Source organism: Halobacillus litoralis (assembly GCF_020524085.2).
GTDB lineage: Bacteria > Bacillota > Bacilli > Bacillales > Halobacillaceae > Halobacillus > Halobacillus litoralis_E.
The window spans coordinates 2,030,150-2,054,532 of the sequence record NZ_CP129016.1; the positions used below are offsets into that span (position 1 = coordinate 2,030,150).

Genomic DNA, 24,383 nt, shown 5'->3' on the forward strand with positions numbered 1-24,383 from the left:
GTATAATAATACAGAGAAAAGCTACGAATATTGCGCGGGTAAGCGATTTATCGTATGATTATCCTATTGAACAAAAATGAACGACTGGATTTGACGAAGGAGGATGCATGATGAATGTAACAATATATGATGTAGCAAGAGAGGCCAATGTATCGATGGCGACGGTATCGAGGGTGGTTAATGGGAACCCCAATGTAAAACCAGCGACTCGGAAAAAGGTACATGATGCCATTGAGAGACTTGGGTATCGACCGAACGCTGTCGCTCGTGGATTAGCAAGCAAAAAGACAACAACTGTCGGAGTAATCATTCCCGATATTTCAAGTATTTTCTTTGCAGAATTAGCGCGTGGAATTGAAGATATTGCAACGATGTACAATTACAACATTATTTTGAGCAACTCTGATCAGAATAAAGATAAAGAACTTCATTTAATTAACGCCATGTTAGGTAAACAAGTGGACGGGCTGATCTTCATGGGCGGAGACATTACTGAAGATCATATCCGTGAATTCAAAACTTCATCTGTCCCGATTGCTCTTGCTGCAACGGTAGATGAGACAAAAGAAACACCATCTGTAAATATTAATTACGAAGAAGCTGCTTATGATGCAACGAAGCTGCTACTTGAAAATAATAAGCAAATTGCTTTCGTATCAGGACCTGAAAATACAGTCATTAATACAGGAAAAGTTGAAGGCTTCAAACGTGCCATGAAGGAAAGTGGCGAAGACCAGCCGGAAAAATGGATGGTTACGGGCGATTACTCTTATGATTCAGGACTAGAAGCTGTAGAACAGATCGTGGAGATGGACAACCAGCCAACTGCGATTTTCGTCTCTTCAGATGAAATGGCTCTTGGTGTCATTCACGGAGCCCAAGACCGCGGCATTCGCGTTCCTGAGGACATGGAAGTCTTTGGCTTTGATAACACACGTCTAGCTACAATGGTACGTCCAACGCTTTCTACAGTGGTGCAGCCAATGTATGATATTGGAGCGGTGGCCATGCGTCTTCTAACGAAATTAATGAATAAGGAAGAAGTAGAAGAGCAGAACGTCATTTTGCCACACAGAATTATCGAAAGAAACTCAACTCAGCAAAAATAGTACCGATATATGTACTATAAGGTACTTGTTCGAAACTGAGGAGAGAGTGGAATGACAAAAAAAGATTTATTGACTCCCATCGGAATTACTGTCGGTTTTGCCATGGTCATGTTTGGGATCATGGCAAACGCCGGTTTCGGGGGAGTTAAGTCGTTTATTCAAGTTTCTTCAATCTTTATCGTTCTTGGGGGACTTGCAGCTGCGATTCTAGTAAACTTCAATATGAGCGAAGTGAAGCTCACGTTCCGTGTGACAAAAGAGGCTTTTAAAACGAGTGACATGAATTTAAGAGAGTTGATTTCCTTGTTCGTAAGCTTATCGGAAAAAGCAAGGAGAGAAGGTTTACTTGCTCTTGAGTCAGAACTGGAAGAAGTAGAAGATCCTTTTATTAAAAAGGGGATTCTTCTGGCTGTAGATGGAATTGAACCAGAGGTTATCAACGACATTATGAAAGCAGAAATCGTAGCCGTTGAGGAACGTCATCAAAGAGGGAGAGCCATCATTGAGAAGGCAGGGGAGTATGCACCTGCTTGGGGAATGATTGGGACATTGATTGGGCTGGTGCTTATGCTGCAAAGCTTATCCAATCCTGCAACTCTTGGCCCTCAAATGGCTGTAGCCCTGCTCACTACTTTTTACGGTACATTGCTTGCCAACTTAGTCTTTATTCCAATGGCTGGGAAGCTTGAAAACAAAACTTATGAAGAAATATTTATTAAACAAGTCATTATTGAAGGTGTCATAGGTGTTCAGTCTGGGCAGAACCCTAAAATCTTAGAAGAGAAACTAAGTGCTTTTTTATCTGAAAGTGATAAGAAAGTAGAAGAGAAGGAACAACTGGAGGAAGATACATTAGGAGCTACGGCTAATGAATCTTAAGCGAAGAAAGGATAATAAGAAAGGCGCACCTAAATGGATGACTACATATGCGGATATGATCACATTGGTGCTCGTGTTTTTTATTCTTTTATTCTCCATGTCTCAAATCAACCTAGTAAAGTTTGAAGCCATAGCAGAGTCTTTTCGTAATCGGATGATTTTTGATTTTTACCCATCGGCTATTGAGAGTGATTATCCTACTGAACAGACGAAGATTCAAGAGAGTGGGGAAAAAAATAATGAGTTTGAAGACCCCATAGAAAACCCGGATCATGTGGCATCTAATGAGGCTGAGCAGACGGAAGATCTCGAAGAATTAAAAAAAGAAGTCGATGAATATTTAGAAGAAAACGAACTCAGTGACATCATTGCTGCCACTCAAACAGAGCGGGGTGTCGTTTTGGTATTAGAAGAACAATTGCTGTTTGAAACGAGCCGTGCTGAAATTTTGGATGGGGCAAAACCTTTTTTGGCTAAAGTCGGGAAACTCTTAAAGAATATTCCTAATTTCGTTAAAGTGGAAGGTCATACCGATAACCGGCAAATCAACACTTATCGTTATCCTTCTAACTGGGAGTTATCTGGAGCTAGAGCAAGCAGCGTCATCCGGTATATCATTCAAAATACGGAAGGGTTAGAACCCGAACGTTTTACTGCTGTGGCTTATGGAGAAACAAGGCCGATAGCACCGAATGATTCAGAAGAGAATTGGAGTAAAAACCGGAGAGTTGAAATCGTGATTCTTGATCCGGATTATGAAAGCCCCTCTACTTAATAAAAAGGAAAGCCACTACTGAAAAAGTAGTGGCTTTTTTCGTTTTTACATAGAATTAAACTTTTTTTGATTATGGATTAATTGTAAGGCCTTTGCTAACACTTTTTTGTTCTTTTCCGTTATTTCTTCTCGCCGTGGAATAGGCTTGAAAGCACCTGGCGGATCATGCCATGTTTCCATCAAGTTCACAGGAGCTTCCTTTTGCCATTTTTGTACCCATTCCACTGGTAAGGAACCTTGGAAAGGGGTTTGGTCATTCATCACCTTCCAAATTTGTGCCCACGCCCGTGGAACGACTCTCCAGATGTCATATCCGCCCCCTCCGAGAGCAATCCACTTACCTTCACAGTATTCGTGAGCGAGTTCATGTGCCAATTTGGGAATGGCTTCGTAAATTTTCATTGTAGAGCATAAATGAGTTAAAGGATCAAAATGGTGGGCATCGGCGCCATTTTGTGTGACAATGACATCTGGCTTGAAGAAATCGACAATTTCCCTGAAAGCGGATTCATAAACGTTTAAAAAAGATTCATCTTCTGTAAAGGCATCGATCGGTACATTAAAGGAATAACCGTAGCCTTCTTTCAGTCCACGCTCATTTACGTTTCCCGTGCCAGGAAAGAGGTATCGTCCTGTTTCATGAATGGAAAAAGTGCATACGTTCGGATCATCATAAAAAGCCCACTGTACACCATCGCCATGGTGCGCATCGGTATCCACATACAGGACTTTAGCATCGTATTTTTCTCTTATATATTTAATTCCTACGGCACCATCATTATAGATGCAAAATCCAGAGGCTTTACGTTCAAAACCGTGATGCAAGCCACCGCCCAGGTTCAATGCGTGCTTCACGTTTCCTTCCATGACTGCATCGATTGCCGATAATGTACTCCCGACGAGTAGCTGAGACGCTTTATGCATGCCCTTAAAGATCGGAGTATCTTCGGTGCCTATGCCATATTCCATACCCTCATCTTCTGTCAATAACCCTTGCCCAGCCTTCTTGACAGCTTCAATATACTTTTTACTATGCGCGAGCGATAACTCCTCTTCTGTAGCCAGACGGGGAGCAATAATGTCCTTGTCAGATAATGCACCTGCAGCTTCTAACAATTCTTTGGTCATCACCACACGCATTTGATTGAAAGGGTGATCGTCACGGAAACGGTACGTCGTAAATTCTTCGGAGTAGACGAAACCAGCATGACACGTCATGTTGGAATCCCTGGCATTTGAGGCCACAGAACTTCGTAACCTTCAGATTTTAAATCCTCGATCGTAGGCAAGGGGTTCATTGTTTGGATTCTTACGACAATGATTTTGTATTTAGGGTCAGGTTTATAAGGATAGATCAGCACAGAGCTGATATTTACTTTCCTTTTACCGAATACTTGAGTGACTTGGGGGAGTATTCATGGTTTGTTAATCACTTTCACTTCAATTTGGGAACTTTGGACGTGCGTACCCGTTAGTTGAATGAGCGTGTACAACATATCTTTTTCAGTAATAATTCCGACCAGCTTTTCATCGCGAGTCACGGGTACACAGGCAATTTCCTGCTCATAAAAAATTGAAGCCACTTCTTCTACAAAATCCAGAGGATGGACCGTCGTCACGGGCGAGGTCATGATGGAGCGAATCGGATTCTTCAGCTCATCATGATCGGTTTCTTTTTCAAAGGTTGATGGACTGGCATCTCTTACATCGCGATCTGAGACGATTCCAATGACTTCATTTTCTTCGCTGATAATCGGGATATGACGAATGTGATGTTCATGAAGGAGTTTCAGTGCTTTCTCAATGGTTTCTTCAGGGGAAAGTGTGATAACTTTCTCTTTCATAATTTCTTCCACTAACATATAACTACCTCCTCATTCGATATTGGTGTCTAGTTAAGAACCTTAATTTATCAAATTGTTCAACAGAAGTTTCGGGAACATGGCGTCCTATTTTCACCATCAAGCAGTTTGCAGGGTGGGATATAATTTCCGGATCATCGGTCGGGGAGGGGGTCAGTCCTCCTGCTGCCATCATTTTTTCCATGACTTTTCGATAATCCCAAATGTTCAGTCCCGTACCTTTAAGATCCCAGTGCCAATAGTATTCGGTAGAAATAATGATGTAATTTTCCATATACTCATCCATCATAGAGACTCTTAATAGACGCGAGCCGATACGATAGCCGCGGAATCTTGGAATGACTTCTATAGCTCCAAGCTCTATGAGGTCTTCCATATTTCCTTCTGACCAACGTTCCAGGGGGTCAGGGTGGAGGTAGGTTACATACCCGACAATTTCTTCATTATGCCTTGCAATAATAATGCGTCCTTCTTCAAAGTCTGCAATTCCTTTAATGGCCTCGAATTGTTTTTCTGGGGGACGGAAGGCTGTCAAACCTTCGTTGAATGTGTATTTCTCAAGATCTTCGGAGGGCAATGGACCTTCTACGATGACAGGTCCATGTTTTGTGTCAAATGCCTCGTAATTATACGTTTTTTCATGATTCATTCAGCCACCACCTGTCATAGATTAATAGATAACTTTACTAATTTCCTCCATTATACATGAAACTCTGGTTGTTTTTCATGATGAATAAAAAATCCGACCGGCAAGCCGATCGGATTTTTTATTCATTGTTAATTTTCCTGAGAGTCTGATCCATCATCTGATCCATCATCTGATCCAGAATCATTTCCTCCTGAACCATCGTCAGATCCTTCTCCGGAGCCGGAACCAGAACCATCTCCTCCAGTTCCACCTTCAGAACCATCTCCTCCAGAGTCCTCTCCAGAGTCCTCTCCGGAGTCATCACCTTCGGATCCACTGTCACCAGAATCATTGTTTCCTGATCCATCACCATCGTTTGACTCTCCACCACCTGAATTTCCTTCACCATCTCCAGAATCATTTCCGTTTGAACCGTTGGAGTTACCGTCCCCTTCATTGGAAGATCCGTTATTGGAAGAGTCATTCCCTGAGTTGGAATTTCCTCCAGAATCATTAGAAGAGGTGTCTTCCTCCTCTGACGGTTCTGGTGCGCCTGGGTTCCCTACGGTCGTCGTTCCGGATAATCCTGAAGATTGACCGAAGTAATCGACGGCTCTTACAGCATAAATTCCGCTTCCTCCTGAGAACCCGAGGGAGTTGTCGACCGTACTTCCAATTTGAGTGAATGATCCTCCTGGTGTAGAAGCGCGGTAGACGCGGTATCCGACAACATCGCTACTGGATGATGGTGTCCAGGAAAGAGCCGATCCACTAGCACTCACAGACCTGGTGCGGCTGGTGCTTGTCCATCATTATCAATGGATGAAGCTGTGGAGCCGATACTTTCTGTGGAAGGGAGAGCCACATTAGACCATGCACCTGAATTCGGCAAGAGTTCTCTCAATACTTCAGAACTTGTGTATCCATTTTCTTCTAAGAATTCAGGGCTGAGTGTAACTCCGCCACCATCGATAATAAATTCACCAGGTGTATTTGGACCTGCTACGACCAGTTGATCTTTGACACGTACAAAATCACCGCTAATTAAACTGTCATCTACTTTAGTTGGAGCATAATCGGCGTCGTATAGATCGCTCTTGGCAAGACCGACAGAAGAACATAGATCAGATGCCAGCAATCCTGATGTTGCACAATAAGACCGTGTAACTAAACCACCTGGGCTTTGAAAGTCGTTCTCTGGAATCATCAACTCTGGTCGGAGTTCAGACACGGCATTGACAACGTCCGCCCATAAGCCCTGCGTACGCGAGTTGTAGTTCAAGTGCTGCATGTTTCCTTCCGCAAAACCTGTCCACATGCCTACTGTAACATTAGGGTTCGTAGCTACAAACCAGGAGTCTCGGGTTGATTGTGATGTCCCGGTTTTTCCAGCCCAGTCGACGCCGCGATTGTACAGTAACCCGCGGACTCTTGAACCAGTTCCGTATTCCAAAACATCCCGCATGACATCAATAGTAAGGTAAGCTGCCTGTGGACTGTACACTTCTGTTTCTTCCACTTCATGTTCGTAGATGGTTTCTCCATCTTTTGTTTCGATTTTTTCAATCATGTATGCATCCACGAATTTACCCTTATTCCCAAATGTAGCATAAGCGTTTACGTTGTTTTCAACTGTAATTCCGTACCTAAGCCCACCAAGTGCCATTGACTCATTCGTGTAGTCATCTTTAACTAAGTTCTCTTCCATTCCCATTTTAACTAAATAGTTTTCTACAGGCTTTTGAGATTGAATTTTTTTGTATTGTTTTACTGCAGGCACGTTATAAGATTTGGCAAGGGCATAACGTGCAGAAACAAACCCTCTATGGTTTCTCGAGAAGTTACGAACTTCCTTCCCGCTATTATAGTAAAACGGAACATCTGCAATCACAGAACCAGGTTGAGCTGCTCCCATATCAAAACTAGGTCCATATACTAGTAGCGGCTTCATAGTACTACCGTTTGAACGGCGGGCCTGTGTTGCGTGGTTGAGATTTTCTTCTTCAAAATCATAACCCCCGATGAAACCATAAATCTTGCCTGTAGAGTTTTCAATAATCATACTTCCCAGCTGGAGAGGTGAGTCAACCTTTACCTCCTGGCCTTCACTGTTCAATGCCGTTTCTTTACCCCAAGGCCAGTTCCCTTCCGTATAGGAATCTCTTACTTTCTGCATAGCATCATAGACTTCTTTGTCTAGTGTGGTATGAATCTGGTATCCCCCGGCAGAAAGTTCACTCTCTGCCATCGTCTCATATTCCTCACTTAACTCTTCGTCTTCTGCAAGGTCTTTTTCGGTATGACCGTTTTCTTTCATTAAGTAATCTTTAATGAATGCTTTCGCTCTACCTTGGACTTCCTGGTTAATAGCAGGATATGTCCCTAAAACCGTAGCTTTTGGATCTGTTAACGTTTCTTCATTAATCTGGAACTTCATCGCTTCATCATACTCTGCCTGGGTGATGTACCCAGCCTCATGCATACGTTCCAGAACTTCGTGCATACGGTCGATTCCCGCTTCTAAGTTTTCTGGTTCTTTAATCGTTCCATCATTATAAAAAGGAGTATATCCGAACGGGGATTGAGGTAATCCTGCAATAAAAGCGGATTGAGCCAATGTTAAGTCTTTGGCATCCACACCAAAAATACCTTGGGCGGCTGTTTGTACGCCTGCCACATTTTGACCATTCGCATTTCTGCCAAAAGGTACGATGTTTAAATAGGCTTCCAAAATCTCATCTTTATCAAGGAATCGTTCAATTCTCAGTGCCAGCAGCATTTCTTTGGCTTTACGTTCAAATGATACTTCGTTCGTCAGGATTTGGTTTTTGACCAGCTGTTGGGTCAAGGTACTTCCACCTGTCTTGACGGAGGAGTTGGTTACTTCCTGAACAACAGCCCGCATAACCGCTTTCGGAACCACACCTTTGTGTTCCCCGAAATATTCATCTTCTGTCGCAATTACAGCATTTCTCAAATGTTCATTAATCTGCTCTAATTGGACTTCTTCACGATAGAGATCCGATCTGACATCTCCAATCTCTGTTTTTTCATCGTTGAAGAACATGGTCGAGGTTTCTGAATAGTTATAAATCGTTTCTTTCATCTGCTCTTCACTTCTGACTTCTTCATCTTTCACAAGAGAAGCGAAATAGCCGGCGCCTACACCACCTGCGAAGAATAACCCGATAACACCGATGATGATAAAAAATAAGATGACGTTCCATACGACATCATAGGTGATCCGGCCATTTTTCTGGATGGTGCCACTCTGCCATAAAGAGCGTATATCCAGCTTCTTTCGCCCGTTTTCCGGTTTATTAGACATGATAATACCTCCTAAAAAATCCACCAATATTATAACACACCCAGGGGAGATAGGATATAATTCTACCCCTGGTTTATTGCTTTTTGGATTATGTTGTGATAAATATATACGTAGATGAATATATGTGCGTTGAAGGACTGGAGTAAAAAACAATTCCCTGTCTCAGAGAATCGGCGGCGGGTGAGAGCCGGTACACAATTGTTTTTGAATTACGACCTCCTGGAGCATTCTTCTGGTATGAATCAGAAGACGGTGAAATGCCGTTATCGATCGGAGTGGCACATGATACGTATGTGCAACAAGGGTGGTACCGCGAGACCTCGTCCCTTTATACAAGGGGATGAGGTCTTTTTTGTTTTCAGAAAATTCATCTCTTAGACCTTAGCACAAGTCTACTTATAACAGATTGAGGAGTGATCCAATGGATATTTTGAAGGACTTGCAACAACGTGGTTTAATCAACCAGATGACAGACGAAGAAGGATTGAAAAAGCACCTTGAAACAGAACAGGTAACGTTATACTGTGGCTTTGATCCGACAGCGGATAGTCTGCATATTGGACATCTGCTTCCAGTTCTCATGTTGAAAAGGTTCCAACAAGCAGGGCATCGTCCGATTGCCCTTGTTGGCGGCGGTACAGGCATGATCGGGGACCCGAGTGGCCGCTCAAGTGAAAGGCAGCTGAACAGTGCAGAGGTCGTTCAAGGGTACAGTGAGAGTATCAAAGAACAATTAGCGAGAATCCTTAATTTTGATGAAGGTGAAAATGCAGCGGTTGCGCGAAATAACCATGAGTGGTTATCTCAAATGACCATCATTGATTTCCTTCGGGATACAGGAAAACATTTTGGCATCAACTATATGTTGGCGAAAGATTCTGTAGAGTCCCGCATTGAGCAGGGAATCAGCTATACAGAATTCTCATACATGATCCTGCAGTCTCTTGACTTCCAACAGTTGTATCAAAAAGAAAATTGCACGCTTCAAATCGGTGGAAGCGATCAGTGGGGGAACATTACAGCCGGTCTTGAACTGCTGAGACGATCTGCAGCTGGAGAAGAAGAAGTGGAAGCCTATGGTTTGACTGTTCCATTAATTACGAAAGCCGATGGATCAAAGTTCGGGAAGACAGCTGGCGGTGCAATCTGGCTTGATCCTGAGAAAACGTCCCCTTACGAATTCTATCAATTCTGGATCAACGCAGATGATCGTGATGTCATCCGCTTCCTGAAGTATTTCACGTTCTTGAGCTTAGATGAAATTTCTGAACTTGAAAAAGAAGTAGAAGCTCAACCGGAAAAACGTGTGGCTCAACGTCGTCTAGCTGAAGAAATGACAAAGCTCGTCCATGATGAGGAAGCTTTGAAACAGGCGGAGCGCATTTCTGCTGCTTTATTCAGTGGAGATATCAAGGCTTTATCGGGTGCAGAAATTGAGCAAGGGTTTAAAGATGTTCCGACTTACCATTCCGAAGAAAAAGAACCACAGCTGCTGGAACTACTTGTGAACGCAGGCATTTCCTCTTCTAAGCGTCAAGCGCGGGAGGATATCGGCAATGGTGCTGTTTATATTAACGGAGAACGTAATCAGGATCTGAAACACACGATCAGTGAGGAAGATCGTATTGAGGATCGCTTTACCATTATTCGTCGCGGGAAGAAAAAGTACTTTTTAATTAAATTCCAATAAAAAATAAAGAGGCAGGCCGTTGAGGCCTGCCTCTTTATTTTTGAGCACTTATGAAAAGGGAAGGAGTGTACTTCCTTTTCTGTATAATGTTAAGACATAAAAAAGCACCTTTGAAATGTAATTCACATTCCAAAGGTGCTTTGTCGCCATTCTGCAAAAGCAGAAATTAACGAGAGTAGAATTCAACGATAAGAGCTTCGTTGATTTCAGAAGGAAGCTCAGAACGCTCAGGGAAACGAGTGTACGTTCCTTCACGCTTGTCTTCGTCGAAAGTAAGATATTCTGGTACGAAGTTGTTTACTTCGATCGCTTCTTCTACGACGTTAAGCTTTTGAGATTTTTCGCGAAGGCTGATCATTTGACCAGGAGCTACGCGGTAAGATGGGATATCAACGCGACCGCCATCTACTGTAACGTGACCGTGAGTAACTAGCTGACGAGCTTGGTTGCGCGTACGAGCTAGACCTAGACGGTAAACGATATTATCCAAACGGGATTCAAGAAGGATCATGAAGTTTTCACCGTGGATCCCTTTCATGTTACCCGCTTCTTCAAACAAGCGACGGAATTGACGCTCAGTCAAACCGTACATGAAACGAAGCTTCTGCTTCTCTTGTAGTTGAAGACCGAATTCGGATAGTTTTTTACGTTGGTTTGGACCGTGTTGTCCAGGAGCGTAAGGGCGCTTTTCAAGCTCCTTACCAGTTCCGCTTAAAGAAATACCATAACGACGTGATTTTTTCCAGGTTGGACCTGTATAACGTGCCATAGGAATTTCCTCCTTTTTATTTTATTTTGCATAAAATAAAAACAGTGTGTCCCTTCGGTCATTGCTCATTATGTTTTCATGCACCTTCGCCCCAGCAGCAGAGAGTTACACGATGCACCTCAAAGAGAGGAACAAAATGATGACAATGGTGGTTCACATAGGCTGCCATTTATTTTACACAACGAATATTGTAATCTTATTAGAGATGGAAGTCAAGGGGGTGATCTGAAAAATATAGATATGTATGGGTAAGAGGAAAATGGAATACTTGATCAACATTCTATATATATACATTTAGGGCAGAAACTTCAGCTGGTAATGAGGGAAAGCGATCTCTGAATCATCTTAAGTACAATTTTCCTGTAACCTTATATCCCTGGAAATTCCGCATGCTCTACACGATTGTACCAAAGGGTTGTCCGCATTAGAAAAAAAGGACCAAGTCTTATAAGGGTAAGGTTCAATGTTGGATGATTCCGAACATACAGAAATAGAGTGCTATAATATTGAACATACAGTTAATAATGATATATTTTTACATATTCATGGTCGTATTTGTGATTAAAGTAATGGTACAATATACTCAAATCATTTGTTAGGGAAGATAGGTGAGTCGAATGATTGTCCAATCCCTCATGAAAAAGAGAGTAGAAAAACTACAAAGTCTTTTGTTCCAATATCTTATTTCAGAATCACCCTATACGTATGAACAGTTTGTTGTCAACCTGACTGATGAAATAAAAGAATTTTCAAAAGCCTCTTTTTGTGCCATTTATTTGCTGGATGAGTGGAAAGGTCGGTTTCAAATTCATTCAAAGGATGCGGCTGTGAAAGAATCATTGAGAAGCCACTTTTCTTTGGATGATCTATATGACGAAACAACAAGTCAATCAAATGTGTCACACATCATCGATGCAACATCAACTGTCTCCTCATTAAGAGTTACTTCCCTACACTCCGGGGAAACCGTCTTTGGATATCTAGTTTTGAAGGGGAAGTCTGCCGTCGATATGGAGGAGAAGTTACTACGTGCGATTAGTTCAGAGGTTACGAAGTGTATAAAAAAGTTCGAAGGTTTTTACGCATCCATGGAGGAAGAGAAAAAGTACGAGTTATTATACAAAGTAACTTCTCACTTTCATTCCTCTATTGATACGGATGGAGTGTTAAAAGAAATCATAGACACCTTAAGAAAAACCTATCCAGATTTTCAATACTATTTATTGTTGTCGAATGATTATACAAAAGATAACGATCTTCCTGTCCGCGAGCTCACTTACGACATGGATCTTGAGTCAAGTGCAAGTACACAGGCTTATTTAACCGGAGAAGTACAAATGGAAGATCACCTGGTAGAAAAACGCTCCATTCTGTATGCTCCTCTTAAAGGGAAACAAGGCATCTATGGAGTATTGCAGGTTGTAACACCAGGGTATTTATATTTTCCCAAAAAAGATGTTGAATTTTTCATTTTCATAGCAAACACAGCAGGGAAAGCTCTTGAAAATGCCCAGCTTTATCAGCAATCAAGAAAGTTAAACAGTGATCTGCAATTAATTAATTCCACCTCGCAAAAACTTAACTCCAATATGCGATTAACAGAAAAGATCCGTTACATGGCGCATAAAATTCAACAGTCTTTTCACGCAGATGAAGTCGGTTTTGTTACGTATGAAGAACTTTCAAGTCACACGGTTCTTGAGGGAAGTACAGAATACTTTGCTTCATCCGACTCAAGCACACTGGTGCAATATGTAAAAAGAACCATATCCCATCAAGAGGTCCCGCTTTTTATAAGTGACCTGGAGGCGAAGCCGTTTGAACATGTCCTGCCATACCGTTCTCTGATGGCCGTGCCGATGAAAGATCACGAACATATCAGTGGTCTTGCCATTGTCCTCCATAAAGATCCGTATTTTTTTACATTTGAGTCATTTAAACTTCTGCAATCGCTTGTCGCCCATTCTACACTGGCATTTGCGAATTCAATCCTGAGAGAAGAGTTGGAGAAGGCGGTCATCACTGATTATCTAACAAAACTTCATTCCAGGGTTCATCTGGACCAGTGTGTGGAACACCATGTTAAGCATGATGAGATCGGTAGTTTGATTTTGTTTGATATTGATAATTTTAAAAACATCAATGACACTTATGGGCATCAGGTTGGTGATGAAGTCATTTGCCAGGTAGCTGATATCATTAAATCCGTCATTGGAGGTCAAGGCCTTTCCGCACGATGGGGAGGAGAAGAACTCGCGGTCTACCTTCCTATGGTTCCATCTGAAAAAGCACATGATTTAACGGAAACGATCCGTGAAAAGATAGCGATGTCAACTTCCCCTGCTGTAACGGTTTCCTGTGGAATTGCTCCTTGGAAGGCCGAATGGCTCAGGCCGGACCGCAAGCAAATTGTACAACAGGCGGATCAAGCCTTATATAAAGCTAAAAGTTCGGGAAGAAATCGAATTGTAACCGCTCATCCAATTAAAGAGAGAAGCTAAAAAGAAGCCGCTGGAGTAAAAAACACCCAGCGGCTTCTTTTTAAATATGTTCTTGCAAAGTTTGTACGAATTCGACTAGTTTCTCCTCATCCACTTCATCAAATCTTCCTTTAGAAGGGCTGTCGATGTCAAGGACACCAAAAATTTCACCATTCTTTACTATGGGTACAACAATTTCAGATTGACTGGCGGCATCACAAGCAATATGCCCCGGAAACGCATGGACGTCTTCAATGCGCTGAACTTCATTATCGGCAACGGCTGTACCACAAACCCCTTTGCCTGATGGGATCCGGACACAAGCAGGAAGGCCTTGGAAAGGACCAAGGACAAGCTGGCTTTCTTTCCACAAATAGAAGCCGACCCAATTGACATCCTCTAAGAACTGGTTGAGAAGAGAGGAAGCATTGGACAAGTTTGCGATTTGATCTGGTTCGTCCTCGATGAGAGCTTTTAATTGTTTAATGACCAGATCGTATTTTTCTTTTTTTGTACCTGTATAAGAAGTTGTTTGAAACATCGTTATACCTCCTGAACTTATAATATTCGACAAAAACAGAAATTTCTGTCGGTATTTGATGGACGATTGCAAGCAGGAAATCCACCAATCATGGAGAATCTTTTCCTGAGGGGGAAAAATAATGAGCCGATTAAACGTAACGCGTGACAAAGTGTTAGATGTAGCCTGCCGCCTTTTTTACAGCCAGGGTTTCAATGGAACATCTGTCCGAGATATCGCAAAGGCAGCTAATGTCAATGTCTCGTTGATCCATTACTACTTTAAGAGCAAGCAAGGCCTTTTTGAATCGCTCGCTGTCAGCTATTTTGAGCCTTATCTTGAAATGCTGGAAAACGAGCAACCCTCAGAAGGTGAATATCGTCTAAATGAATTAGTGAAAAAAATTCTACATTATAAACAGTCGAATTATCAACTATCTTGTTTGTTAAATAGGGAGCTGACGTTGAACACAACGTTTGCAAGAGAAATGCTCGTCACTTACTTAGCGAAAGAGAATCACTTACTTACCCAAATCCTTTTCCATAAAAACTCCCATATTGAAGTCACGTTCAAAGAAAAATTATGCTTATTACAATTAAAAGGACTTTTAAATGCTCCGTTCATGATGCCGCATGAATTTAAAGATCCATTTATTACAGATGCTTCCCTCAATCACTTTGTAGAAATATATAGCGGACTAATGAACGATCATCGTTCCGTTCAGGAGCTTGCTAAAGCTTGAGAATCCGGTGGTCGATTGAGCTGTATCCTTGACCTAGGCCTGATGCTGTATGAGCGTCAGAACCATATATTAAAGGAATGCCCATGGAAGAGGCTTGTCTTGCCATTTGTAATGGCGGATAAGTCTCTTTGCAGTGCTCTTTCACTGTCCCTGCCCCGTTATAATCAAGGGTATAGCCGTGATCCTGAACGAGTTGAAGGAACGAATGAGCCTGCTTTTCCCAATTTTCCGGCGCGGGATAGAGGCGTTGGAATTTCTTCACAAGGGTCATATGCCCGACACGGGTTGGTTTGTAATCTCCTAAATCACTGAGTACCGATTGGGTGAGCGTATTGTAGTAGGCTTGGTAAAGTTGACCCACTCCACCGAAATCATGAATAGCTTCTTTATACATGTCCGGGCTGTAGTCGATACAGTACCACTGACTTTGACCCCTTAAGAAGTGAACGGACAGGATGCTGTCATCAAGAGAGGGGCCATAGGTATGAAGAAAGCTTTCCACCTCTTTTTCATACCCTTCGATATAATCCACTTCAAAACCCTTCTGAATGTGAATTTCATTTTTGTATTCTACTTTTAGCTGATCGATTTCTTTTAAATACGCTTCCACTTGTTGAAAAGACATCCCGCTGTCCTTTTCCGGGACGGGATCTTCAAATGTGGAAGGAAGTGGCGCATGCTCTGTAAATGTCATGGAATGATATCCGCATTTTATGGCTTCTTCAATGTAACTTTTAAGCGTGTCTGAAGAGCCGTGGGGGCAATAAGGTGTATGGATGTGACCATCAATCATAGTCGTCTCTCCTTTGCGCTTGAAATTTTTGTCAATATGATAATAAATTTGAAATATTTTAGCCAAAAGGATGTTTTACATGGTATCATTATAAACAACTAAATCACAATTCGGAACGTAATACATCCGTATGGCACGTTTATTGTAAGGAGGCTGTTTATGAAGTACGTCATCGGGGCTATTTTACTACTCATCGCATTGTTCATCATAGGGCTGATTTGGCGGAAAAAGGTCTATGATGAAGTGGATCGCCTGGAAGGTTGGAAAATGGATATCATGAACCGACGCGTCACTGAAGAATTATCCAAAGTGAAAAGTTTAAACCTTTCTGGTGAGACTCAGGAAAAGTTCGAGGCGTGGCGGGCTCGTTGGGATCAAATTTTGACAAAAGAGCTGCCTGAGCTGGAGGAAGACCTTTTCGATGCAGAAGAAGCGGCGGATCGCTATCGTTTTAAACGAGTAAAAGTCGTCTTGGCAAACACCGAGAAAAAGTTAGTAGCCATTGAGGAAGACATCAAAATGATGCTTCAAGAGTTGGAAGACCTCCTTGATTCTGAAAAGCAAAGCCGTTTGGAAATTGAATCGATGGAGCCGGAATTGAAAGAACTAACCAAACTTCTTATTCAAAATCGTCATCAATACGGTAAAGCGGTCCGTGTTTTTGAACAAAGAGTGGGTGAATTGAAGGACAAGCTCAGTGAATATGAACAATTAACCGAGCAAGGGGATTACATCGAAGCCAATACCCTTGTGCAAACGATACGTCAAGAGACTACACAATTGCAGGAGGATATCCAGTATTTTCCTGATCGATTGAAACAAGTGAAAATTGAATTACCTGAACAGTTGAAAGAGCTGAAAAACGGTGTGGAAGAGATGAAGGCGGAAGGTTACCGTATTTCTCATTTTGATTTCCTTCCAGAGTTACATAATTATGAGCGGTCTCTGGAGGAAATGCTCGTTCAAATGGAGCAGGGAGATCAATCAGGAATGGAAGAAACCTTGGCAGAAATACAGACAAGAATCCAGGAAATGTATCAGCTGCTAGAAAGTGAAGCAGTGGCCCATCATTATGTGGAAAAGCAATTTGTACCGCTTAAAGCTCAGTTGGATGAGTTGGAATATGTTTTGGCAGACACGGAACGGGAACTAGAGGAAATACAACAAACGTATCAAGTAGAGGAAGGACATTTGGATTCTCACCGAAGCTTGAAGAAGTGGTTTAATCAAATGCGTAAACGCGTGACGAGTCTTGATTTCAGGCGGGCAGATGGTGAAACATCCTATGTCCTCCTCCGCGAAGAGGTTGAAGATACGGAAAAACAATTGCAAGAACTTGAAGAACAACATGGGTATTTCCAAGAGCGTGTTCAAAACCTCAGAAAAGATGAACGGGAAGCCAAGCAGAAATTGACCAAGATGGAAAACCTTCTTTTAGATACTCATCGTAGATTAAAGAGAAGCAATATTCCTGGTGTTCCTACGTCTATCTATGAAGATATGAAAGCAGCGAGTCATCAAGTAGATGAGGTATTTCAAAGTCTTGAAGCACAGCCGCTGGATATGGCTGTAGTCAATGAAAAACTGGATGAGGCAATGGAAATGACGGAGCAGTTAAGTCGAGATGCTGAAAAGGTAATGGAAACAGCTCAGCTTGCAGAACGTGTCATTCAATGCGGCAATCGTTATAGAAGCAAATATCCAATCTTAGCAGCGAAACTTCTTGAAGCAGAGGAGAAATTCAGGTCTTATCACTATGATCAAGCACTGACTCTTGCTACAGAAGCCATTAAAGAAGTGGACCCAGCTGCACTGTCCAAAATTGACAAAGAGGAAGAAGTCCTAGTTTAGGAAGTGTTTCATTTGAATAAAAGAATCATCATCGGATTAATTTCAGGAACAGTTCTAATATGGGCAAGTGTTCTTACCGTTTTTATTCTAACTTCAGATACCAACGTGTTAGAAAGCGGGGAACATGGTTTTACTCGTTCCATGACAATGGGCAAAAACTTGAATGATCAATCAACCGCTGATTTTTTTGAAAGAAACCAAGGAGTTGAAAATGCTACTCGAACAATCATTGGAGAAAAAACTTTGACAAAAGACTGGGTCCACGATGTTCGTGAAGATGGAAAACTGAGTATCGATACCCTCCTTGAATCTCTTGAATTAAATGATACGGACAATAGTTAGGATGAAGAGCATCTGCTTATGGCAGATGCTCTTTTATTGTTCCTAAACCAGGTGTTTCCTTTGGCTTCGTGTTATGATAAAATAATGAGCTGCAATTCGAAAATAAAGGAGTCAGAGCCCATGATTTACCTAGATAATAGTGCCACAACTCATCCGCACTTCGAAGTGTTGGAGAGTTTTAAAAAGGTCGCAGACCAATATTTTGCCAACCCATCTTCCGTTCATGCTTTCGGGAGTGAAGCTGAACGCTTATTGGATCGATCGAGGAAACAAGCGGCCCAGCTATTAAACGTCCATCCTCAGGAAGTGGTTTTCACATCCGGGGGTACGGAAGGGAATAATATGGCCATTAAAGGGGTTGCGCTTCAACATCAATCCAGAGGGAAACATTTGATTACAACTGCGATTGAACACCCTTCTGTGATGGAAGCATTCAAGGCACTGGAAACATTGGGTTTTGAAGTCACTTATATAAATGTTGATCAGAACGGGAAAGTTAATCCTGAAGATATTAAGCAAGCATTAAGAGAAGATACGATCCTTGTCAGTGTGATGAGTGTAAATAATGAGCTTGGTACCGTTCAACCCGTGCGAGAAATCGGGGAATTACTCAAGGCTTTCCCTAAGGTGTTCTTTCATGTTGATCATGTTCAAGGGTTAGGGAAAATAGAGTTTTTTGTGAAAGATTGGGGCATTGATCTTTGCACCCTTTCTGGTCATAAGATTCATGGATTGAAAGGGACTGGAGCTCTACTCATGCAAAAGCATGTGCGAATTTTTCCCTTATTGCATGGAGGAAGCTAGGAAGGAGAAGTCAGAGCAGGAACAGAAAATCTACCTGGAACGGTATCATTTGTAAAAGCTCTTCGACTGCTTCACGAGAATCGCGCACAAAAAGTGAAACACTTAAGTGAAATGAGAACCAAGTTATGGGAAGGGCTTATGCTTCGAGATTATTGTAAAATTAATTCACCCGAGAACGGGGCTCCCCATATAATGAATTTTTCCGTTCCAGGATATAAACCTGAAGTTGTTATTCACGCTCTTGGGGAAGAAGGAATATTCATCTCAACCAAGTCTGCCTGTTCTTCCAAACAGCCGGACGTGAGCGCTGTACTCAAGGCATGTAACTTAGACTATGAGCGGACGACTTCTGCCTTGCGTGTCAGTCTTTCTACAATAAATGAAATCGATGAGATTGATTTGTTCCTGAAAAAATTAGATCAAACTATTGAAAACTTACAAGCGACGATGGGGTGAGCATAATGAATTTTGACCGGATTATGATTCGATATGGTGAAATGGCGTTGAAAGGGAAAAATAGACGGGCTTTTGAACAAAAACTGCAAAGTAATATCGCCATAAAGCTGAGAAAATATCCAAATACAACGATATAAAAAAAACACAAGGGCGCATGTTCGTCCTGCTGAATGGAGAGGACCCTCACGAAGTAATGAAAGAATGCCAGGAAGTCTTTGGTATTCACAGTCTCAGTTTCGCTGTAAAAGTGGATAAAGAAGAAGAGCAAATGAAAGATGCTGCGATGCTGGCCTTTCATGATGCAAGGAATGCCCACACATTCAAAATATCATCAAAGCGGACCGACAAAACTTTTCCTATCGCTTCCCAGGAGATCAACCCTTTATTAGGTGGACATATCCTTCGTCAAACGGAAGATACAAAGGTTGATGTACACAATCCTGATGTAGAAATAAAAGTAGAGGTCCGTCATGAAGGGTGTTATGTGACCGCACAAGATTACCCAGGAGCGGGTGGATTGCCTGTCGGTACCACAGGAAAGAGTTTGTTGATGCTTTCAGGTGGAATCGACAGTCCTGTCGCCGGTTATTTGACTATGAAGCGCGGAGTTGAAATTGAAGCGATTCATTTTCATTCGCCTCCATACACAAGCGAACGGGCGAAACAAAAAGTCATCGATCTCGCCCAGGCCTTATCCAACTTTGGTTCCAAAGTGAAGATTCATGTCATTCCATTCACAGAAATTCAGCAGAAGATTCACCGTGAAATGCCAGAAGGTTACAGTATGACAATCATGCGCCGAATGATGATGAGGATCAGTGAGCAAGTGGCTGCTAAGAATGAACTTCTTTCCATCACTACCGGCGAAAGCCTAGGACAAGTAGCCAGTCAGACGATGGAGAGCATGAATACCATTAATGAAGTAACCAATTACCCGATTATCAGGCCGCTTGTTTCAATGGACAAAATAGAGATTATCGATATATCAAGAAAAATTGGAACGTATGAGATTTCTATACGCCCTTTTGAAGATTGTTGTACAGTATTTGTGCCAAAAGCACCTAAGACCAAGCCGACAAGAAAAAATGCCAATTATTATGAATCCAATTCAGATTTCACCGAAGATATTGAAAAAGCATTGGAAGATTCCTATATCATTGAAGTCTCCCCTGATCGTCAATCGGGTCAAAAAGACGAAGAATTCGATGATTTACTGTAGATTATATAATCTCTGGTCTCTAAGGCCAGAGATTTTTTATTGTCCAGGAAATAATGAAACCTTACACTGTGATTTAATCAGATAGAACTTTAACATCTCGATGCCTTAGCACAGACACTCACATTTGTTCGTTTAGTAGCTTGTACTTCATTTCTGGCCACATATCGATTATGGTATAGATAAAAGGAAGAAAGAAGGAGTGTTAAAAGTGAAGCTCTGGTATGGTGGAAAAATATATACGATGAAAAAAGAAGGAGAATGGGTGGAAGCGGTCGTGACTTCCAAGGGAAAGGTGAAAGCAGTTGGCGATACACAGCTTTTATATCAAACCTACAAAGATCAAATCAAAGAAGAACACGACCTAAAAGGGGCTGTCATGTACCCGGGATTCACGGATAGTCATTTACACATCATTGGCCACGGGGAACGTCTGATGAGGCTTGACCTTTCATTTATGAAATCTGCAGAAGAAGTGAAACAGGCTTTACAACAGCACGCAGAACAACTGCCACCTGGAGAATGGATCATTGGGGATGGTTGGAATGAAAATCAATGGGAAGAAAAACGCATCATACATAAAGATGAGCTTGATGAAATTTCTTCCGAACATCCTATGATGCTGACAAGGGTGTGCCGACATGCTTTATTAGCCAACACAAAAGCGATGACCATGGCTGGAATTAAGAGAGACACCAAAGACCCTCAGGGAGGCGTGATTGTAAGGGATGGTCATGGTGAGGCGACTGGGTACTTTCATGATCAGGCGCAGGAACTTATTAAAGGGGCCATGCCTGAAGTGACGCCTGAGTATCTAAGAAAAGCTACGGATTTAGCTGTTAAAGATATGCATTCTTTTGGGCTCGTAGGCGGCCATAGTGAAGATTTAAATTATTATGGGGGTTTTAGAAAAACGTACGATGCGTTCCTGAATGTTATTGACGGTAAGGAAACTAAATTCCGTGCCCATCTTTTGATCCATCACGGTGTCATTGAACAGGTAGATCAAGAAAAACTAGGGTTTAAAAAAGGGACGGACTTCGTGGAATTAGGAGCTTTGAAAATTTTCTCTGATGGAGCATTAGGCGGAAGGACGGCATGGTTAAAAGATGCGTATGCAGATGATCCGGAAAACCATGGTGTGGCCATTCACACTACTGAAGAGCTTGATCACCTTGTAAAAGAAGCAAGAAAAAGGGATATGCCGGTTGCTGTACACGCCATTGGTGACGGAGCTGTTGAAGCGGTGGCGAATGCCATTGCGTCTAATCCTCTTAAAAATGGGGAACGTGATCGTATCATTCATGCGCAAATCCTAAGCCCTGCGTTAATCCATCAGTTGCAGCGCTTAAATATCGTTTTGGATATTCAACCAACCTTCGTTGCTTCTGACTTTCCGTGGGTCATAGAACGCCTGGGAAACTTAAGGTTAAAGAATTCCTATTCATGGAAAACGCTGCTTGATGCGGGAATTAAATGTGCTGGAGGATCGGATGCTCCTATAGAAGAAATTAACCCTTTGCTGGGTATCCGAGCAGCTGTAGACAGAAGGGCCTCCTATGATCACGCTGTCTATCAGGCAGAAGAGAAGCTGACCGTTTATGAAGCCATTTCCCTTTATACGAAAGGGAGTGCTCAAGCCATTTACAAGGAGAACGAACAGGGGATGATTCAGGAAGGATTTCTTGCTGATTTTACCGTGTTAGATAGAGACCTTTTTGCTTTGAAATCTCATGAACTCGCAGACGCAACTGTTACTATGACCGTCGTTGATGAAGAAATTGTCTACCAACGCTCCTGACGGCTGATCTATCGATGGAAAGCGCTCTATATCACGCGCTCAACAGGTACTACTGAGCTTGGACGTTTAAATTCTTCCAGCTCCCTTATAAATGAAAGCTTTTTATTCAGAAGGTGGTTTCGAGAGCCGCCATCCACTAAACAAAAGTCTCGGAACTGAGTATTTCACAATGGAGATCTTTAGTAATAGCAGATATATTTAAAACATAAAAGGAACTTCCGATGCCTCGGAAGTTCCTTTTCAGGTGTTAGTCGATATTAAAGAAACGTACGTTTCACGCGGTCCCAATACGTATTATTTTTAAGCTTGACAGTCTTAATAACGTTCTCACTGAGGTTGATCGTGACGTCACGAATGTTACGAACGGAGAATGCCTCGTTATCCATGCCAATAATCGGATAATCATTCCCATCTTGGCGGACTTTGAGCTTGAGAGACCGTTCCCCGCTTAAAATAAAGGAAGAGCCGAGTGTGCGGTAGCGGTTATTGTTAAGAGAAGCAAGCTCACTAATTTGGAAGCACGGAAGCTTCGGATCTACGACCGCACCGTTAATGGATTTATTGTATGCGGTGCTCCCAGTAGGGGTGGCAATAATTAAGCCGTCTCCACGGAAGGTTTCAAAATGCAAGTCATCAATGTGGACATCAATGACGATTGACTTGATCAACGTGGATCGGACGCTGCATTCATTCAAACACATGAATGTGGATTCGTCATTAATTGTTGTTTCAATGACTGGGAAGCGGCGTACTTCAACTTCAGAATTCTTCATCGCATCAATCATTTCATCATGATCATCGATGTCGAAATCGCAGTATAGCCCTGCTTCATGACCGGTTCGAATCCCTACATATAGACAGTCCTGTCGGAAGCCCGTTTTGCGGACAGCCTGCAAGAAGGTGCCATCGCCGCCTACAGCGATGATGATGTTAGCATCTGTGGAATCTTCGACAATGTGAAAATCATTGTCGCGTGCGAGTTGGAATAAGGATTCCAATTTATCATTTAGTTCTTCGGTTTGTTGATAAAAAAAGTATAAATTTCTTCGTTGGTCGTTCATCAAGCATCCTCCTTTTATGTATAGCTTGATGTCATTTTATCATTTCATTCTTGAAACCGCACACAATTTTCAAACAAATCGGGAAAGTTTAACATTGTTGAATTGAAGGGTGGAATTCGATATGGTGGAGATAGATGAAAACGTAAATGAAGGTTGGCGCATCATGTTTGCTTCAAACAGCTGCGCCAATTTCTTTTGAGTTGGTCCTATAAATTTCATTAAGTATGGAAGCAAGATTCTATTTTAAGGAGAATGATTATGAAGCAGGAACAAGTGGAAAAACTATTTCAATGGATCGATGATACTTCAACGGTCATATCCGAAGACTTGAATATCACCTATTTAGAAGCGATTGCAGAAACAATGGATGTCCTGTTCAATGGACAACCTTTTGATGATATGGGCGATTCTTTGCAAACCTTTCTTACGAACGAACTGCTGAAAGTGAAAAAAGAAGAGTTCGAAAAAGAAGAAATACGAAAAGCGGTTCAACTTGCCATTCTAAAAGGAATGAAAGGTGCCACTCAGCAGCAGCATTTGATCACACCAGACTCTGTGGCCATGTTCATGGGTTATCTGGCTTCTAAATTGTTCGAAGGAAAAGAAAGCTTGAAACTCTTTGATCCAGCTTCTGGAAGCGCAAATTTAATGACATCCGTTATGAACCAGCTGGATATGTCGCTGCAAGCATATGCCAGTGAAGTAGACCCTACACTTATTCAGCTTGCCGTTGCGAATGCCAACTTGCAAAAAAATGAAATTGAATTCTTCCACCAGGACAGCCTGGCTCCGTTCTTAATGGAGCCTGTCGACTTTGTACTGGCTGATCTTCCTGTCGGATATTATCCGGATGACGCTCAAGCAGCAAGATATAAGCTTAAAGCGGACGAGGGCTTGTCCTATGCTCACCACCTGTTTATTGAGCAGGGGTTGAATTATACAAAAGAAGGCGGCTTCCTCATGTTCATCGTGCCGAATTTCCTTTTTGAGAGTGAGCAGTCTAAGGCGCTGAATGAATTCTTACGTGAGCATGCTCACATCGTGGGAATGCTTCAGCTTTCCGATAGCTTATTTAAAGATGAAAAACATGGAAAGAGCATTTTGATTTTACAAAAAAAAGGTCAAGAAACGAAGGCGCCGAAGCAAGCATTGTTGGCCAAGCTTCCTTCCTTTAAGAATCCGAACGGAATGGCGGATATCCTTGCTCAAATGAACCAATGGTTTGATGAATATAAAAGGACGCAATTGTGAGAAAATAACGAATATAACAAGTAAAC

The 24,383-nt window shown here is 42.1% G+C and carries 18 protein-coding genes, 3 pseudogenes and 1 other annotated feature; of the genes and pseudogenes, 12 read left to right on the plus strand and 9 right to left on the minus strand.

All coding sequences use genetic code 11. The annotated features are described in order from the left end of the window. Positions 1-110: 110 nt before the first annotated feature. Genes ccpA through motS form a run of 3 tightly spaced genes read left to right on the plus strand, consistent with a single transcriptional unit; the run spans position 111 to position 2,763 of the window. Positions 111-1,109 carry a catabolite control protein A gene (ccpA, locus tag LC065_RS10210; RefSeq protein ID WP_226591507.1) on the plus strand — a complete coding sequence of 333 codons (999 nt, stop codon included), beginning with the start codon at positions 111-113 and terminating at the stop codon, positions 1,107-1,109. A 51-nt stretch (positions 1,110-1,160) separates the two neighbouring features. Beyond that, positions 1,161-1,988 (plus strand): flagellar motor protein MotP, encoded by an 828-nt coding sequence (gene motP, locus LC065_RS10215; protein WP_226591505.1) that lies wholly within the window; start codon positions 1,161-1,163, stop codon positions 1,986-1,988. After that, positions 1,978-2,763, plus strand: a complete 786-nt coding sequence (gene motS / locus LC065_RS10220) for a flagellar motor protein MotS (protein ID WP_226591503.1) — start codon at positions 1,978-1,980, stop codon at positions 2,761-2,763. Before motP ends, motS begins: the two co-directional genes overlap by 11 nt. A 45-nt stretch (positions 2,764-2,808) precedes the next feature. Here the strand turns inward: motS and LC065_RS10225 are convergent, their stop codons facing one another. The 5 genes and pseudogenes from LC065_RS10225 to LC065_RS10245 all read right to left on the minus strand — a co-directional run bounded on the left by LC065_RS10225 (position 2,809) and on the right by LC065_RS10245 (position 8,581). Continuing rightward, positions 2,809-3,981, minus strand: a complete 1,173-nt coding sequence (locus tag LC065_RS10225; protein ID WP_226591501.1) for an acetoin utilization protein AcuC — start codon at positions 3,979-3,981, stop codon at positions 2,809-2,811. Further along, positions 3,978-4,625, minus strand: a pseudogene (locus LC065_RS10230) (acetoin utilization AcuB family protein). The gene LC065_RS10225 and the pseudogene LC065_RS10230 overlap by 4 nt, the downstream one beginning before the upstream one ends. Before the next feature lie 4 nt (positions 4,626-4,629). Next, positions 4,630-5,274, minus strand: coding sequence for a GNAT family N-acetyltransferase (locus tag LC065_RS10235; RefSeq protein WP_226591498.1), 645 nt, complete (start codon positions 5,272-5,274; stop codon positions 4,630-4,632). A 128-nt stretch (positions 5,275-5,402) separates the two neighbouring features. Next, on the minus strand, positions 5,403-6,035 hold the full coding sequence (locus LC065_RS10240; RefSeq protein ID WP_306163388.1) for a hypothetical protein: 633 nt from the start codon (positions 6,033-6,035) through the stop codon (positions 5,403-5,405). Then, positions 6,032-8,581, minus strand: a complete 2,550-nt coding sequence (locus LC065_RS10245; RefSeq protein WP_306163389.1) for a transglycosylase domain-containing protein — start codon at positions 8,579-8,581, stop codon at positions 6,032-6,034. The genes LC065_RS10240 and LC065_RS10245 overlap by 4 nt, the downstream gene beginning before the upstream one ends. Before the next feature lie 120 nt (positions 8,582-8,701). After that, positions 8,702-8,912, plus strand: a binding site (T-box leader). A gap of 90 nt (positions 8,913-9,002) precedes the next feature. Between LC065_RS10245 and tyrS the strand changes: the two genes are divergently transcribed. After that, positions 9,003-10,271 carry a tyrosine--tRNA ligase gene (gene tyrS, locus LC065_RS10250; protein ID WP_226591494.1) on the plus strand — a complete coding sequence of 423 codons (1,269 nt, stop codon included), beginning with the start codon at positions 9,003-9,005 and terminating at the stop codon, positions 10,269-10,271. 166 nt (positions 10,272-10,437) lie between these two features. Here tyrS and rpsD read toward each other — a convergent pair whose 3' ends face one another. Next, a complete protein-coding gene (gene rpsD, locus LC065_RS10255; RefSeq protein WP_160916284.1) occupies positions 10,438-11,040 on the minus strand; it encodes a 30S ribosomal protein S4 in 603 nt (200 codons plus the stop codon). 617 nt (positions 11,041-11,657) lie between these two features. Here rpsD and LC065_RS10260 point away from each other — a divergent pair. Beyond that, a complete protein-coding gene (locus LC065_RS10260; RefSeq protein WP_226591492.1) occupies positions 11,658-13,541 on the plus strand; it encodes a sensor domain-containing diguanylate cyclase in 1,884 nt (627 codons plus the stop codon). A gap of 40 nt (positions 13,542-13,581) precedes the next feature. On the opposite strand, the gene LC065_RS10265 is transcribed toward LC065_RS10260, so the two are convergent. Next, positions 13,582-14,061 carry a GAF domain-containing protein gene (locus LC065_RS10265; RefSeq protein ID WP_226591490.1) on the minus strand — a complete coding sequence of 160 codons (480 nt, stop codon included), beginning with the start codon at positions 14,059-14,061 and terminating at the stop codon, positions 13,582-13,584. A gap of 121 nt (positions 14,062-14,182) precedes the next feature. Between LC065_RS10265 and refZ the strand changes: the two genes are divergently transcribed. Beyond that, positions 14,183-14,782: a forespore capture DNA-binding protein RefZ gene (refZ, locus tag LC065_RS10270; RefSeq protein WP_226591488.1), complete on the plus strand. Its 600-nt coding sequence runs from the start codon at positions 14,183-14,185 to the stop codon at positions 14,780-14,782. Here the strand turns inward: refZ and hisJ are convergent. Next, on the minus strand, positions 14,772-15,575 hold the full coding sequence (gene hisJ / locus LC065_RS10275) for a histidinol-phosphatase HisJ (RefSeq protein WP_226591486.1): 804 nt from the start codon (positions 15,573-15,575) through the stop codon (positions 14,772-14,774). The genes refZ and hisJ overlap by 11 nt on opposite strands. 159 nt (positions 15,576-15,734) lie before the next feature. Here hisJ and ezrA point away from each other — a divergent pair, with 159 nt between their 5' ends. From ezrA to LC065_RS10300, 5 genes and pseudogenes are all read left to right on the plus strand, one after another. Beyond that, a complete protein-coding gene (ezrA, locus tag LC065_RS10280; RefSeq protein ID WP_226591483.1) occupies positions 15,735-17,426 on the plus strand; it encodes a septation ring formation regulator EzrA in 1,692 nt (563 codons plus the stop codon). Between the two features lie 12 nt (positions 17,427-17,438). Further along, the gene (locus LC065_RS10285) at positions 17,439-17,768 is read left to right on the plus strand and encodes a hypothetical protein (protein WP_226591481.1); all 330 of its coding nucleotides are present in this window, start codon (positions 17,439-17,441) and stop codon (positions 17,766-17,768) included. Between the two features lie 120 nt (positions 17,769-17,888). Next, a pseudogene (locus LC065_RS10290) lies at positions 17,889-19,028 on the plus strand (cysteine desulfurase family protein). Positions 19,029-19,033: 5 nt separating this feature from the next. After that, positions 19,034-20,247 (plus strand): annotated as a pseudogene (gene thiI, locus LC065_RS10295) (tRNA uracil 4-sulfurtransferase ThiI). Between the two features lie 208 nt (positions 20,248-20,455). Beyond that, complete coding sequence (locus LC065_RS10300; protein ID WP_226591476.1) at positions 20,456-22,045, plus strand: amidohydrolase; 1,590 nt, start codon at positions 20,456-20,458, stop codon at positions 22,043-22,045. Positions 22,046-22,302: 257 nt separating this feature from the next. Here LC065_RS10300 and LC065_RS10305 read toward each other — a convergent pair whose 3' ends face one another. Further along, positions 22,303-23,106 carry an NAD kinase gene (locus LC065_RS10305; protein WP_226591474.1) on the minus strand — a complete coding sequence of 268 codons (804 nt, stop codon included), beginning with the start codon at positions 23,104-23,106 and terminating at the stop codon, positions 22,303-22,305. A 258-nt stretch (positions 23,107-23,364) separates the two neighbouring features. Here LC065_RS10305 and LC065_RS10310 point away from each other — a divergent pair, with 258 nt between their 5' ends. After that, on the plus strand, positions 23,365-24,357 hold the full coding sequence (locus LC065_RS10310) for a class I SAM-dependent methyltransferase (RefSeq protein WP_226591472.1): 993 nt from the start codon (positions 23,365-23,367) through the stop codon (positions 24,355-24,357). Positions 24,358-24,383 lie beyond the last annotated feature (26 nt).